This window comes from Shewanella sp. MSW, from assembly GCF_007636515.1.
In the GTDB taxonomy this organism is placed as follows: Bacteria; Pseudomonadota; Gammaproteobacteria; order Enterobacterales; family Shewanellaceae; genus Shewanella; species Shewanella indica.
Genome location: NZ_LVDR01000010.1, coordinates 113,173 through 127,547, shown reverse-complemented (window position 1 = coordinate 127,547; position 14,375 = coordinate 113,173). Strand labels below are relative to the sequence as shown.

Sequence of the window (14,375 nt, the reverse complement as noted above, 5' to 3'; positions counted from 1 at the left end):
TGGCTTATGCCGTTAATGCTCTCTGTACCTCGGCTGTATCAGGCGTCATACCCTGCGCAATCTAATTGGTATTCTGGCGCTGCATGCTTATAATGCTTGGCAAAAGAGCGCTCGAGTGGCCGGGCGATGCACGCCTTTAGACCACTTTTTATACATTATTCAGGCTTAAGTAACTCAGGACGATTTATGTACCAAACCACAGCAGCACTCAGAAGTGCTTTCCTGGAGTTTTTCCGCAAGAATGGCCATCAGGTAGTCGACAGCAGTTCTCTGGTGCCAGGCAATGACCCCACTCTGCTATTTACCAACGCCGGGATGAACCAGTTTAAAGACGTATTCCTCGGTATGGACAAGCGTAGCTACAGCCGCGCTACCACTTCGCAGCGTTGTGTTCGCGCCGGTGGTAAACATAACGACCTGGATAACGTGGGTTATACGGCCCGTCACCACACCTTCTTTGAGATGCTGGGTAACTTTAGCTTCGGTGATTACTTCAAAGAAGATGCCATTCGCTTTGCCTGGAATTTCTTGACCGAAGAGCTCAAGCTGCCCAAGGAACGTTTGTGCGTTACCGTTTATCAATCCGATGATGAAGCCTTTGATATCTGGAACAAGCAGATAGGAGTTCCCGCCGAGGATATTATCCGTATCGGCGACAACAAGGGCGCACCTTATGCTTCAGATAACTTTTGGCAAATGGGCGATACAGGCCCTTGTGGTCCTTGTACTGAAATTTTCTATGACCACGGTGACCATATCCCTGGCGGTCGCCCAGGTACACCGGAAGAGGATGGCGACAGATTTATTGAGATCTGGAACATAGTTTTCATGCAGTACAACCGTCAGGCCGATGGGGTGATGGAACCTCTGCCCAAGCCATCTGTTGATACAGGTATGGGGATAGAGCGTATTGCCGCCATTATGCAAGGTGTGCATTCCAACTATGAAATTGACGTGTTCCGCACTCTGATTGCCAAGACGGCCGAGATCATCGGCGTAACAGATCTGGAAAACAAATCCCTGCGGGTTATTGCCGACCACATCCGCTCTTGCGCTTTCCTGATTGCCGATGGCGTGATGCCGTCCAATGAAGGCCGGGGCTATGTACTGCGGCGTATCATCCGCCGCGCCGTGCGTCACGGTAACAAGCTGGGTGCCACTGATACCTTTTTCTATAAGCTGGTACCTACACTTATTGACGTGATGGGCGATGCCGCCAAGGGCCTTAAGGCGACTCAGAGCATAGTGGAAAAGGCGCTGAAAGCCGAAGAAGAACAGTTTGCCCGTACACTTGAGCGTGGTCTGGGGATTCTGGATGTAGCCCTGTCTGAACTCAAGGGCGATACCCTGGATGGTGAAACTGTATTCAAGCTCTATGACACCTATGGTTTCCCTATGGATCTGACCGCCGATGTTTGCCGCGAGCGTAATATCAAGGTCGATGAAGAGGGTTTTGATGCGGCGATGGCCGAGCAGCGTAGCCGGGCTCAGGCCGCCGGTCAATTTGGTGCCGATTATAACGCCGGGCTGAAGATTGATGCCGACAGTGAGTTCTGCGGTTACAGCGAACTGAGCGGCAACGGCAAGGTTATCGGCATCTATGTCGATGGTCAGGCGGTCGACACTCTGCAAGTCGGTCAGCAAGCGGTTATTGTGTTGGATAAAACCCCATTCTATGGCGAGTCGGGCGGCCAGGTAGGCGATAAGGGCCAACTGACAGCCGAAGGTCTGCTGTTTGAGGTGAGCGATACCCAAAAGTATGCCCAGGCCACAGGCCATATCGGCCAACTGAGTAAAGGCAAACTGACTCTGGGTCAGGAGCTGCTTGCGCAAGTCGATAAGAAACTGCGCCATCGCACCCAGCTGAACCACTCAGTGACTCACTTGCTGCACGCCGCGCTGCGTCAGGTATTGGGTGAGCATGTGACCCAGAAAGGTTCTTTGGTGGAGCCTGAGCGTCTGCGTTTTGACTTCTCCCACTTTGAAGCGGTTAAGCCTGAAGAGCTCAAGGCGGTTGAAGAGATGGTTAATACCCAGATCCGTCGTAACCACGAGCTGCAAACGGCCGAGATGGATATAGAGCAGGCCAAAGCTAAAGGCGCCATGGCCTTGTTCGGTGAGAAATACGATGCCCAGGTTCGGGTTGTGACTATGGGTGACTTCTCGATTGAACTTTGTGGTGGTACCCATGTGGGCCGCACCGGTGACATAGGTCTGTTCAAGATCACTTCCGAAGGCGGTATTGCCGCCGGTATTCGCCGTATTGAAGCGGTAACCGGTGCTGCAGCCATGGCTTTCGTCGCCGAGCAACAGCAGGAATTGAATGATGCCGCTAACTTGCTCAAGGCAGACAGTCACTCTGTGGTCGCCAAACTCAAGGCGCAGTTGGAGCGTAGCCGCCAACTGGAAAAAGAGATTGCTCAGCTTAAAGATAAACTGGCCGCCGCTGCCAGCGCCGATATGGTTGCCGATGCGCAAGAGATTGCCGGAGTCAAGGTGTTGGTGAAACAGGTCGAAGGCATTGACCCAGGCTCTCTGCGTGGTCTGCAGGACGAACTTAAGCAGAAGCTGCAATCTGGCATAGTGGTGCTGGGTCTGGCTCATGGCGACAAAGTCAACCTTATCGCCGGGGTGACTAAAGACCTGACCGCTAAGGTGAAGGCCGGTGAATTGGTGGCCATGGTGGCCGCGCAGGTTGGTGGCAAGGGCGGTGGTCGCCCCGATATGGCTCAGGCCGGTGGAAGTGAAGTTGCCAACTTGCCTCAGGCATTGGCATCGGTAACGCCTTGGCTGACTGAACGTCTGGCATAATTTCGCCACCAACGAGGTCTATGTGACACAAGAAGTACGTTCAGGCAGTAACGAGCGACTGTATGTCAAAAAGTTCGGTGGCACCTCGGTAGGCTCGATTGAGCGTATCGAGGTGATTGCCGAGCAGATTGCCAAGGCTCAATTGAGCGGCGAGCATCAGGTGTTGGTGCTCTCTGCCATGGCCGGTGAAACCAACCGTTTGTTTGCGCTGGCGGGGCAGATTGACCCTGAAGCCTCGGCGCGGGAGATGGATATGCTGGTTTCCACCGGCGAGCAGGTGAGTATTGCCCTGATGGCGATGGCACTGGCAAAACGTGGTGTTAAAGCCAAGTCGCTCAATGCCGCTCAGGTGCAAATCCATACCAATAGTCAGTTTGGCCGTGCCAGTATCGAACGAGTTGATGTTCAGTATCTGCAGGAGTTGCTGGCCCAGGGCATTATCCCGATAGTGGCCGGCTTCCAGGGACGGGATCAATTCGGGGAAGTGACCACTCTTGGCCGTGGTGGCTCTGATACCACGGCGGTGGCATTGGCTGCTGCGCTCAAGGCGCGGGAATGTCAAATTTTTACCGATGTGGCCGGTGTCTATACCACAGATCCCAATATCGAACCGAGCGCCCAGAAACTCGATGCCATCAGCTTCGAAGAGATGCTGGAGATGGCTCGATTGGGTGCCAAGGTGTTGCACCCGGATTCAGTGTCTTATGCCGAGCGCTTTCAGGTTCCCTTGCGGGTGCTTTCCAGCTTTGAGCCCGGCAGTGGCACACTGATCCGTTTCGATGCCTGTGAAGACAAGAGTAATCAAGTGGCCGGTATCGCTTGCAGTAAAGGGCAGGCGATGCTGAGTCTTAACCGCTCTGACGATTCACCAGACCCTTTTGCGGCAGTATTTTCACTGTTGGCCGAAAACGGTGTCGACGTTGATTTGGTAACCAAGGCGGGGACGGATGACGGCGTCAGTTTTACCATGGATGCCGACAGGCTCTCTTGGGCGCTAAAGGTGCTTGATGAGGCGGCTCTTGGCCTGTCGTTGGGGCCATTGGTGTTTGAAAAATCCTTGGCCAAGGTCTCTGTGATAGGCGCCGGCGTGCATCGCAGAGCCGAGGCAACCGCCAAGGTGTTTGATATCTTGGGGAATGAAGGAATTCATGTTAAGTTGATGGCAACATCAGAGATAAAGCTGTCTTTGGTTATTGATGAAGCGGATTTATACAGGGCAGTTCGAGTTCTACATCACGCTTTTGAACTAAATAAGGTGTAATTAAACAACGGATTTAGTATTGAATACTATTAATTTGTACTAAGCTCACCTTATAATAATGGTTACGACGGATGAGCGCCGTGTGTAGAAAATATGGAAACTAGAGGAGCAATCGAATGCTGATTTTGACTCGTCGTGTTGGCGAAACACTGATGATTGGTGACGAGGTCACAGTGACAGTGCTGGGTGTGAAGGGGAATCAGGTACGTATAGGTGTGAATGCACCCAAAGAAGTTTCTGTGCACCGTGAGGAGATTTATCAGCGTATTCAGTCTGAGAAAACCGGAACCCCTTCTGAAGGTGGTAACTTCTGAGGCGACACAAAGTGAACCTCCGTCAGGAATAGAAGAGTCAGTTTTTAAACTGGCTTTTTTATTTTTTGGCGCCGGAAAACCCTTGATAGCACAGGATTTGCGCGTTATTTAGGTGGGCTGATTAAAAACAGGACAAACGGAAAAGGTTTCGGAAAAAGGGTTTGACTTATTTTCTTCAAACAGTAATATGTGCGCCAAGAAAACGGAGAGGTGGCCGAGTGGCCGAAGGCGCTCCCCTGCTAAGGGAGTATGGGCTTTATCTCCCATCGAGGGTTCGAATCCCTCCTTCTCCGCCATTTCTTAACGTGAAATACGCGCATGTAGCTCAGCTGGATAGAGTACCTGGCTACGAACCAGGCGGTCGGAGGTTCGACTCCTTCCATGCGCGCCATTTTTCGTTTTAGCAGTAAAGAATACAATTCGCGCATGTAGCTCAGCTGGATAGAGTACCTGGCTACGAACCAGGCGGTCGGAGGTTCGACTCCTTCCATGCGCGCCACTTCTGCTTTAGTTTTTCAAGATGATCAAGCGCATGTAGCTCAGCTGGATAGAGTACCTGGCTACGAACCAGGCGGTCGGAGGTTCGACTCCTTCCATGCGCACCATCTGAAACCTTAAAGACTGCTAAGAAAATTGCTTATCTGAAAGCGCATGTAGCTCAGCTGGATAGAGTACCTGGCTACGAACCAGGCGGTCGGAGGTTCGACTCCTTCCATGCGCACCAGATATCAAGTAAAGTACGTAATGAATTTAAGCGCATGTAGCTCAGCTGGATAGAGTACCTGGCTACGAACCAGGCGGTCGGAGGTTCGACTCCTTCCATGCGCACCAATTTACGCGGAGAGGTGGCCGAGTGGCCGAAGGCGCTCCCCTGCTAAGGGAGTATGGGCTTTATCTCCCATCGAGGGTTCGAATCCCTCCTTCTCCGCCATTCTTTACTATACTCTGAGAGCCAAGCTTTCTGAGTTCCGGATTAAGCGCATGTAGCTCAGCTGGATAGAGTACCTGGCTACGAACCAGGCGGTCGGAGGTTCGACTCCTTCCATGCGCACCAAATAGCAAAGAAGTAAGACGCCCCGCAATCGCGGGGCGTTTTGCTATCTGACTCTTACCCGTTTGTAATTACTTTCCTGTGGTGTTTTATCCGAAAACTTGCCCGCGGAGATACAGGTTCATTTGCGCCTTGCGATAAAGTCCTCCTCTGGGCCTTACACCTGCTTTGCTTACCATTTCGCTGTTGCTTCAGGCTGCGGCTGCTAACCGGGCTGATTGATTTTTAGGGAATCCATCACGGACAACTTCACCGCGGGAAGCGAACTTACCCGGATAAAATTAACGGCTCCCCATTTATATTCATAATGCCTCTATGTTGAAGCTCACTGGTCTTACAGACATTCTCTATGTCAGCTTTACTTCATATTGATAGTGTCATTGTCTTTTCCTTAAAAACTCAAGATGAATATTTATGAATCATCATCCTCTTTGAACTTTTATTGATTTATTTTGGTATGACCAATTTACATGGGTAGGGGTTGTTTGTTATAGATTGGTTATCGTTTTTGACCTAAGTCACATAGTCTGGCAGAGGCTGGCCTGCTAGGCTAAAACATCTAATGACAGAAAATCATATTTTTTCGCATATTTATTATTGGTGTTAGCTCCTGGGGGAGTGAGCGTTATCGCCCCAAGCAAATCATAGACAGGAAAAGGCCTGCCAATCTGTTAACAAAATGAGGAAGATATAATGTCGCTTTCTGAGCAACTCTTGGAAGCTGTGGGGATTATGCTGCTTGGTATGGGGCTGGTTTATCTGTTCTTGGGGCTGCTGATTTTGGGGATCAGAGTATCGGCACGCTATTTGGCCCCCAAACCCAATTTGGAACAGAGTCAGTCACAAACTCAGGGCATGGGAGGGGCGCAATTCACAGTCGCGCCCCAGGCCGGTGCGCCCACGCCGCAACAGTTGGCAGCTATTAGCTGTGCCATTCACCAATACCGCAAACAGGCTTAACTGCCGTAATCTGATGGATAAGAAAGATGAGTAAAGCTTTAGCATTAACCGACGTTGTCCTGCGGGATGCTCACCAATCATTATTGGCAACCAGAATGCGTATCGACGATATGTTGCCAATCGCCGCCAAGTTGGACAGTGTTGGCTTCTGGTCCCTGGAATCCTGGGGCGGTGCTACCTTCGATGCCTGTATCCGTTATTTGGGTGAGGACCCCTGGGAGCGGATCCGGGCGCTGAAACAGGCCATGCCCAATACCCCGCAGCAGATGTTATTGAGGGGCCAGAATTTGCTGGGTTATCGCCATTACAGTGACGACTTGGTGACCCGGTTTGTCGAGCGCGCCCATGAGAGCGGGGTCGATGTATTCCGGGTGTTCGATGCCATGAATGATGTGCGCAACTTGCAAGCGGCGCTGAAAGCCGTGATTGATGTTGGTGCCCATGCCCAGGGCACAATTTCTTATACCACAAGCCCCGTACATACACAGCAAACCTGGCTGACGATGGCCAAGCAGCTGGAAGACATGGGCTGCCATTCACTCTGTATCAAGGACATGGCCGGTTTGCTCAAGCCGATGGAGGCCTTTGAGCTAATAAGCCGCTTGAAGTCGGAAACCGATCTCTTGATCACCATGCAGTGCCATGCCACCACAGGGTTATCAACCGCAACCTATCAAAAGGCGATAGAGGCCGGGGTCGATGTGCTGGATACTGCCATTTCTTCCATGAGTCAAACCTATGGTCACAGTGCCACCGAAACCTTGGTTGCCATGGTCGAAGACACCGATAGGGCAACAGGCTATGACTTGGCGCTGCTGGAGGAGATTGCCGCCTATTTCCGTGAGGTCAGAAAAAAATATGCCCGTTTCGAAGGGGCACTCAAGGGTATAGACTCACGCATTCTGCGGGCTCAGGTGCCGGGTGGCATGCTGACCAATATGGAAAACCAGCTCAGAGAGCAGGGCGCCGAGGACAAGCTGGATCTAGTGCTCGAGGAGATCCCAAGGGTGCGGGAAGATCTGGGTTTTATTCCTCTGGTGACCCCCACCTCCCAGATTGTCGGTACTCAGGCGGTAATCAATGTGCTCATGGGCGAGCGCTATAAGTCGCTGACCAAGGAGACGGAAGGTGTACTCAAGGGCGAATATGGCGCCACCCCGGCCAAGGTGAACAGTGAATTGCAACAGCGGGTGTTGCAGGGGGCCGAGCCTGTCAGTTGCCGCCCGGCCGATCTGCTCGCGCCCGAGCTTGAACATCTGCGGGCCGAACTGGCCGAAAAAGCGTTGGCGCAAGGTTTGAGCCTCAGCGAAGAGCGCGACGATGATGTGCTGACTTATGCGCTGTTCCCGCAAATCGGCCTGCAGTTTATTAAGAACCGTGGCAATCCAGCGGCATTTGAACCCAAGCCAGAATTGGAAGCTCTTCAGCCACAAGCCACTCAAACCAAGGCTGCCACCGGTGGGCGTCAGCCGGAGGTTTATACCGTGGACGTGCAGGGCCAGCGCTTTGTGGTGCAGGTCAGTGAGGGCGGTGATATCAGTCAGGTAGCGCCTTTGCCGGTGGCAGAGCCGCAGGCTGCTCCTGTGCAGGCTCCTGCTGTTGCCTCTGGGCCGGAACTGGAGATGAGTGCGCCGCTTTCCGGCAATATCTTCAAGGTACAGGTGGCTGCCGGAGACAGCGTTCGCGCCGGTGATGTCGTTATCATACTCGAGGCGATGAAGATGGAAACTGAGATCCGGGCTCAGGCCGATGGTGTAGTCAGCCGCATCCTGGTCAAGGAAGGTGATGCCGTCAGCGTCGGTACCAAGTTGCTGGCACTGGCCTAAGGAGCGATGATGGACGGTTTACTCGCTTTTTGGTCTGAGACGGGAATAGCGCACTTTACCTGGCCACAGGCCTTGATGATGTTGGTCGGTGCCTTGTTGTTGTATCTGGCAATCGTGCGCAAGTTTGAGCCTTTGCTGCTGCTTCCCATCGGCTTCGGCGCTATTCTGGCCAATATCCCCAATGCAGGTTTTACCGAGGAAAATGGGCTGCTCTACTATGTTTATCACGTGGGGATAGATACTGGGGTTTTTCCGCTGCTGATCTTTATGGGGGTCGGCGCCATGACAGACTTCGGTGCCCTGATAGCCAACCCCAAGACGCTATTGCTGGGCGCGGCTGCTCAGTTCGGGATTTTTGCCACCCTGATTGGTGCGATAGCCTTGAACCTGGTACCCGGGTTTGAGTTCAGTATGCAAGATGCCGGTGCCATCGCCATCATAGGCGGCGCCGATGGTCCGACGGCCATTTTCCTCGCCTCCAAACTGGCGCCTGATTTGCTGGGAGCCATTGCGGTGGCCGCGTACTCCTACATGGCCTTGGTGCCGCTCATTCAGCCTCCCATCATGCGGGCCTTGACCACGGAAGCCGAGCGGCAGATCAAGATGGAACAGCTGCGGGAAGTCAGCAAGAAGGAGAAGATCATCTTCCCCCTTATGGTGCTGGGAATGACCATATTGTTTTTGCCGACGGCGACCCCCTTGGTGGGCATGTTCTGTCTCGGAAACCTGATGCGCGAATCCGGGGTGGTGGATAGACTTTCCAACACGGCGCAGAACGAACTTATCAATATCGTCACTATCTTCCTCGGATTGGCGGTTGGTTCCAAGCTCTCGGCCGAGCAGTTTCTTCGGGTCGAGACATTGGGGATCTTGCTGCTCGGGGCGGTGGCTTTCAGCATTGGCACCGCTGCCGGGGTCTTGATGGCCAAGCTCATGTGTAAACTCAGTGGTGGCAAGGTCAACCCCTTGATTGGTGCCGCCGGGGTCTCGGCCGTTCCCATGGCCGCCAGGGTGGTGAATAAGGTGGGGCTAGAGGCCAATCAGCAAAACTTCCTGTTGATGCACGCCATGGGCCCCAATGTGGCCGGGGTGCTGGGCAGTGCGGTCGCTGCCGGTATTCTGCTGGCGGTATTGGGGAACTGAGCGCTTTGCGCGCTGAATCGCTGAGAGCCATGACGTTCAAAAATAACCGGCGTAGCCAGTGTGCCGCGCCGGTTATCGGTTTTAAGGTTTGCTGGAGGGCAATCTGCAACGCGCGGGTTTTGGTACACTCTGAGTCGATTCAAGCATTCATTTCAAAGGCTCATATCAAAAGCTTAGGCCGTCAGCCAGATGGCCAGTGACAGCAGGGCAATCAAGGCACCACTGACGCCTATTATCCAAATAAAACCGCGTTTCCCCTGCGCCAAAGGGACATTGTTGAAGTGTAAAAACGCTATCCAGAACAGGGAAAGGATAATAGGTAGAAACAAAAGACGGGCCATGATTGCTCACTATTCAAAGAGATATGGCTTAATCATAGACCGGGGTTCTTCAAGAGTACCAGTCAGATGCTTGAATATTGCTCGCTGCAATGCCTTTATCCGCCAGCACCTGAATTAACATCTGTCTCAGTTTCTTGGCTTGGGCAATGGATTGTTGCACTTGCGGTTGGACATCTTCGAATTTGTCTTTAAAAGGGTCAATGGGCGGCGTAGGCAGTTCCATCACGACAGACTTGCCGGAGCGTTTGATCATGAGTCCTGTGCTTGCATAAGCACCGAAGGCTTGCGTGAGTATATCAAGCTGCTCGGCTGCTCCCAGAAACATGATTTTGACCAGGCTTCCTGCCAATTGATGAACGATGCGGATTTGCTTATTGGGCAGTAGCGGGTAGAAATGCAGCCAGGAATGTCCGGCGGCGCGGTTTTTGGGTGTTTCCGGGTTCAACTCCGGGTGATGTCTTTTCGCAAACTCAAGATAACACCTGGCAAACTCTGTGACTTCGAGGCTAATGCTGGGAAGGTATCCACGTCTTTGCTTGTTGATGCTCTCGGCCATAAGCCGTGCCCGGTACCATGCCCCTTGGGCGACAAAGTACGCCATGAGTTCCTCATAGGCGATGGTTTTATCATAGGGCTCATTGTTGGATGTCAGGTACTTTTGTGGAGCCAAGAGACAAGTGCGAAAATCAACCCAATGGCCCTGTTCTATCCCATGTTCGCCGCGGTAGCGATACCTTAACCCTTGTTGCTGTTGTGGCGTTGCATCTATCTTGTTTTCGATAAGAATGGCTTGATGGGAGCCGTCATTGGCCTTGAAAATCACCACGAGATCCGACTCACCGTATTGATTGTGAATGACAGAATGCCAGGCGCCGATAAACTCTACGGAGTGGGGGAATTCATATACCCGGGAAACCAACCAATTGCAGAAGGCCATTGAAGTGTGGCACTCCTCCAGCAACATCAAATCAATATCCCGCTCCTGAACAGATTGAATAAAGTTCAGCTCCTGCATTTATGACTCCTTTCCTTGTCCATTTAAGGGCTGGTTTTAACCCCTGGTTTTGTGGCTTTCTATCGCGATTGTATGATTTAAACTCTTGAGACTTAGCTGGGCAATGACATTGTTTTCTTATATCTTTCAGCGCTAAAAACTATTTATCTTTGAACTTGCCTGGACGGGCCTTTGATTCAGGCAGTATGCAGGAAGGTATCTTATGTGGGAACTCTGGCTGATGTTCAGCGGCGCTTTTTTGGCGGCGACATTGCTGCCTGGAGGCTCGGAAGTCTTGTTGCTGGCTTTGCTGGACAAGCAGCCGGAGATGGCATTGTCGCTGCTGCTTAGCGCCACTATAGGTAACACCTTGGGGGCCTTGAGCAGTTATCTACTTGGGCTCTTGGGGCGCAAGGCGGTCACGCCCGAGCAACTCGACAGCGGTCGTCACAAGCAGGCGCTGGCGCTGCTGAAGCGCTACGGTTATTGGGCCTTGTTACTTTCCTGGGTGCCGCTGATCGGCGATATTCTGTGCCTTTTAGCAGGTTGGATGAAACTTCCTCTTACAAAATCCACTCTGATGATTTTGACAGGCAAGGGCCTGCGCTATTTGATAATTGTGTTGTTGGCTTTAGAGTGGCTGCAATGAGTTATTGGGTTTCAGTCTCTGGTTGAAGGAGTAACGTTTTGAAGAAATGGTTATTGGCGGCGGCAATTTCGGCCGCATTGGCGGGTTGCTCAGTGCAGACCGACACAGGATTGGCTGAGGTTTCCTCGGTACAACTGCCGGCAGGCGTGACTCTCATCGAGTCGGTCACCCCCAAGGCCGGTGAAGTCGGTATCCCTTACAGCAAGTATCGCTTGGCCAACGGCCTGACAGTGATACTGCATCAGGACAATTCTGATCCTCTGGTGCATGTGGATGTAACCTATCATGTGGGCTCGGCCAGAGAGCAGGCGGGGCGCAGTGGTTTTGCCCATCTGTTTGAACACATGATGTTCCAGGGCTCCGAGCATGTGGCCGATGAACAGCATTTCAAGATAGTCACCGAAGCCGGCGGCACCTTGAATGGCACCACCAACACTGATCGCACCAACTATTTCGAAACCGTTCCCAGTAATCAGTTGGAAAAAATGCTTTGGTTGGAGTCGGACCGCATGGGTTATCTGCTTCCGGCCCTGACCGACAAGAAATTTGAAGTGCAGCGGGAAACCGTGAAAAACGAACGGGCCCAGCGCATCGATAACCGTCCTTATGGGCGGATGAATGAACGTTTCAATCAGGCGTTTTATCCCGCCGGTCATCCTTATTCCTGGCCTGTGATAGGTTGGCCCGAGGATCTCGATCGCGCCACGCCCGATGATGTAAGACACTTCTTCCAACGCTGGTACGGCCCCAACAATGCCACCCTGACCATAGGCGGTGATATCGATACCGCGCAGACGCTGGCCTGGGTCAGCAAGTACTTCGGCGATATTCCCAAGGGGCCTGAGGTGGCGACCGATGCCAAACCTTTGGTAACGCTGGACAAGAGCCGCTATATCTCGATGGAAGACAATGTCCATCTGCCACTCATCCGTATTGCTTTCCCAACCGTTTATGCCCGTCACCAGGATGAGGCCGCGCTGGATCTGCTGGCCAATATTCTCGGCGGCGGCAAGACCTCGCTGGTTTACAAGAATTTGGTGAAAGATGGTTATGCGGTGCAGGCAGGGGTCAGTCATCCTTGCCAGGAGCTGGCCTGTCAAATGTCCATCTACGCCTTGGCCAATCCGGCCAAGGGCGGAGCTCTGGCGCCGATAGAGGCCAAGATCCGCGAATCGATCGCCGAATTTGAACAGCGGGGCGTCACAGATGAAGATCTGCAGAAGGTCAAGGTGCAGTTCCGCGCCGACAGCATCTTCTCGCTGCAGAGTGTGTCGGGCAAGGTGTCCAACCTGGCCTATAACCAGACATTCGCCGGTGATCCCAATCAGATAGCCAAAGATTTGGCCCGCTATGATGCTGTGACCAAAGAAGATGTGATGCGGGTATTCAAGCGCTACATCAAGGATAAGCCCAGCGTGGTGATGAGTGTGGTGCCCATGGGCGCCAAGGCGCTGGTGGCCAAGGCCGATAACTTTACCCCGCCTGAGCCAAGGGTTGCCGCCAACGCCGTTGCCGGGTTGCAGCAGGCAGCAAGTGCCAACAGCAGTTTCGATCGCAGTAAGATCCCCGCTGCCGGCAAGGCGCCCTCCATGCAGGTGCCCAAGCTTTGGTCTGCCCAGCTGAACAACGGTATCAGTGTCATGGGCACTGAAAGCCATGAAACGCCTACTACCGAGCTGGTCATCTATCTCAACGGTGGTCACAGATTGGTGCCGGTGGAAAAGGCCGGGCTCGCCGGTTTGACGGCGGCCATGCTCAATGAGTCCAGCGCCAAACGCAGCAGTGAAGAACTAGCCCAGGCGCTGGAGCTGTTGGGATCTTCCGTGGTGTTCGACAGCAGCGGCTATCAAAGCAGCATCCGGATCTCGGCCTTGACCGAAAACCTGGATAAGACCCTGGCAATAGTCGAAGAAAGGCTGTTTGAGCCAGGCTTCAAGGAAACCGATTTCGAGCGGGTAAAACAGCAACAGTTGCAGAGCCTGCAACATCTGGCCTCGGATCCCAACTATCTGGCCGAAGAGGGTTTCAGCAAGTTGCTGTTTGGCAGCCAAACCAGTCTCGGTGTCAATGATAACGGTACGCTTGAGAGTGTCAGCCAACTGACGCTCGATGATATCAAGGCTTTCTATAAGGAGCAGTATCGTGCCGGCAACGCTCAACTGGTGGCGGTAACCGATCTGCCCCGCGAGCAGCTACTCGGCAAGCTAAAGGGATTGGAGCCTTGGGGCGGCCAGGCTGTGTCTCTGCCGACCTTGGGTGAGTTGCCCGAGGGTAAACCCGGTGTGGTATTTCTTATCGATAAGCCGGGAGCGGCCCAGTCGGTTATCAGCATAGGCAAGCGCGCCCTGCCTTACGATGCCACGGGCGACTTCTTCAAGGCTTACTTGATGAACTATCCTTTAGGCGGCGCCTTCAACAGCCGTATCAACCTTAACCTCAGGGAAGACAAGGGCTACACCTATGGTGCCCGCAGCTTCTTCAGTGGTGGGATTGAGCAGGGCTACTTCAAAGCGGGTGCCAGCGTTCGCAGTGATGTCACCGACAAGGCGCTGGCCGAGTTTATCAAGGAGCTCAAGGCTTATCATGATAAGGGGATGACGACACAAGAGCTTAACTTTATGCGGGCCTCCATCTCTCAGGGTAAGGCTTTGGATTATGAAACGCCTTACCAAAAGGCCGGTTTTATCCGCATGATCCAGAAGTACGGTCTGAGCGATGATTTTACCGCCCGTCAGGATGAGATTATCAATGATGCCACGCTGGACAGCCTCAATGAATTGGCTAAAGAATGGTTGGATCCTGCCAGCATGCAGATATTGGTGGTCGGGGATAAAAATCTTATTGAGCCCGGGATTAAGGCAATGGGTTATTCAGTGATCAATCTGCCCTTGTAAAACGGCCACTTTGACCCCATATTGATCTTAACCGCAGCGGGTTACGACTCGCTTGCCACTACGCAAGGCGGTGATGCTTGAAAGGGCATCACCGCCTGTGTCTTTTAAATTACACTTGCCTGAAAGGCCGC

Annotated in this window: 10 protein-coding genes and 8 tRNA genes; 16 read left to right on the top strand and 2 right to left on the bottom strand. The window is 52.9% G+C overall.

Translation table 11 applies throughout. From position 1 onward, the window contains the following. Nucleotides 1-186: 186 nt before the first annotated feature. The 14 genes from alaS to AYI96_RS12595 all read left to right on the top strand — a co-directional run bounded on the left by alaS (nucleotide 187) and on the right by AYI96_RS12595 (nucleotide 9,366). Nucleotides 187-2,811, top strand: a complete 2,625-nt coding sequence (gene alaS / locus AYI96_RS12660) for an alanine--tRNA ligase (RefSeq protein WP_144361702.1) — start codon at nucleotides 187-189, stop codon at nucleotides 2,809-2,811. A 22-nt stretch (nucleotides 2,812-2,833) separates the two neighbouring features. Further along, on the top strand, nucleotides 2,834-4,072 hold the full coding sequence (locus tag AYI96_RS12655) for an aspartate kinase (RefSeq protein WP_052248113.1): 1,239 nt from the start codon (nucleotides 2,834-2,836) through the stop codon (nucleotides 4,070-4,072). Between the two features lie 116 nt (nucleotides 4,073-4,188). Then, on the top strand, nucleotides 4,189-4,386 hold the full coding sequence (gene csrA / locus AYI96_RS12650) for a carbon storage regulator CsrA (RefSeq protein ID WP_025011666.1): 198 nt from the start codon (nucleotides 4,189-4,191) through the stop codon (nucleotides 4,384-4,386). Between the two features lie 204 nt (nucleotides 4,387-4,590). Beyond that, nucleotides 4,591-4,682: transfer RNA gene (locus tag AYI96_RS12645), tRNA-Ser, on the top strand. Between the two features lie 18 nt (nucleotides 4,683-4,700). Further along, nucleotides 4,701-4,777 (top strand) — tRNA-Arg (locus AYI96_RS12640). Between the two features lie 31 nt (nucleotides 4,778-4,808). Continuing rightward, nucleotides 4,809-4,885, top strand: a tRNA-Arg gene (locus AYI96_RS12635). A gap of 29 nt (nucleotides 4,886-4,914) precedes the next feature. Next, nucleotides 4,915-4,991, top strand: a tRNA-Arg gene (locus AYI96_RS12630). Between the two features lie 42 nt (nucleotides 4,992-5,033). Continuing rightward, nucleotides 5,034-5,110, top strand: a tRNA-Arg gene (locus AYI96_RS12625). 30 nt (nucleotides 5,111-5,140) lie between these two features. Beyond that, nucleotides 5,141-5,217, top strand: a tRNA-Arg gene (locus AYI96_RS12620). A gap of 8 nt (nucleotides 5,218-5,225) precedes the next feature. Further along, nucleotides 5,226-5,317: transfer RNA gene (locus AYI96_RS12615), tRNA-Ser, on the top strand. Nucleotides 5,318-5,363: 46 nt separating this feature from the next. Continuing rightward, nucleotides 5,364-5,440: transfer RNA gene (locus tag AYI96_RS12610), tRNA-Arg, on the top strand. Between the two features lie 690 nt (nucleotides 5,441-6,130). Continuing rightward, on the top strand, nucleotides 6,131-6,397 hold the full coding sequence (locus AYI96_RS12605; protein WP_101096055.1) for an OadG family transporter subunit: 267 nt from the start codon (nucleotides 6,131-6,133) through the stop codon (nucleotides 6,395-6,397). Nucleotides 6,398-6,423: 26 nt separating this feature from the next. Then, entirely contained in the window at nucleotides 6,424-8,223 is a 1,800-nt protein-coding gene (gene oadA / locus AYI96_RS12600; RefSeq protein WP_144361701.1) for a sodium-extruding oxaloacetate decarboxylase subunit alpha, read from the top strand. A 9-nt stretch (nucleotides 8,224-8,232) separates the two neighbouring features. Beyond that, nucleotides 8,233-9,366 carry a sodium ion-translocating decarboxylase subunit beta gene (locus AYI96_RS12595; protein ID WP_028781526.1) on the top strand — a complete coding sequence of 378 codons (1,134 nt, stop codon included), beginning with the start codon at nucleotides 8,233-8,235 and terminating at the stop codon, nucleotides 9,364-9,366. 173 nt (nucleotides 9,367-9,539) lie between these two features. Here the strand turns inward: AYI96_RS12595 and AYI96_RS20325 are convergent, their stop codons facing one another. Then, entirely contained in the window at nucleotides 9,540-9,707 is a 168-nt protein-coding gene (locus AYI96_RS20325) for a hypothetical protein (protein WP_025010950.1), read from the bottom strand. A 49-nt stretch (nucleotides 9,708-9,756) separates the two neighbouring features. Further along, nucleotides 9,757-10,722 (bottom strand): PD-(D/E)XK nuclease superfamily protein, encoded by a 966-nt coding sequence (locus AYI96_RS12590; RefSeq protein ID WP_186300060.1) that lies wholly within the window; start codon nucleotides 10,720-10,722, stop codon nucleotides 9,757-9,759. Between the two features lie 202 nt (nucleotides 10,723-10,924). Between AYI96_RS12590 and AYI96_RS12585 the strand changes: the two genes are divergently transcribed. Together AYI96_RS12585 and AYI96_RS12580 are read left to right on the top strand one after the other, a co-directional pair. Then, nucleotides 10,925-11,350 (top strand): YqaA family protein, encoded by a 426-nt coding sequence (locus tag AYI96_RS12585; protein ID WP_054745120.1) that lies wholly within the window; start codon nucleotides 10,925-10,927, stop codon nucleotides 11,348-11,350. 38 nt (nucleotides 11,351-11,388) lie between these two features. After that, on the top strand, nucleotides 11,389-14,244 hold the full coding sequence (locus AYI96_RS12580; RefSeq protein ID WP_144361700.1) for a M16 family metallopeptidase: 2,856 nt from the start codon (nucleotides 11,389-11,391) through the stop codon (nucleotides 14,242-14,244). The last annotated feature ends 131 nt before the right edge of the window (nucleotides 14,245-14,375 follow it).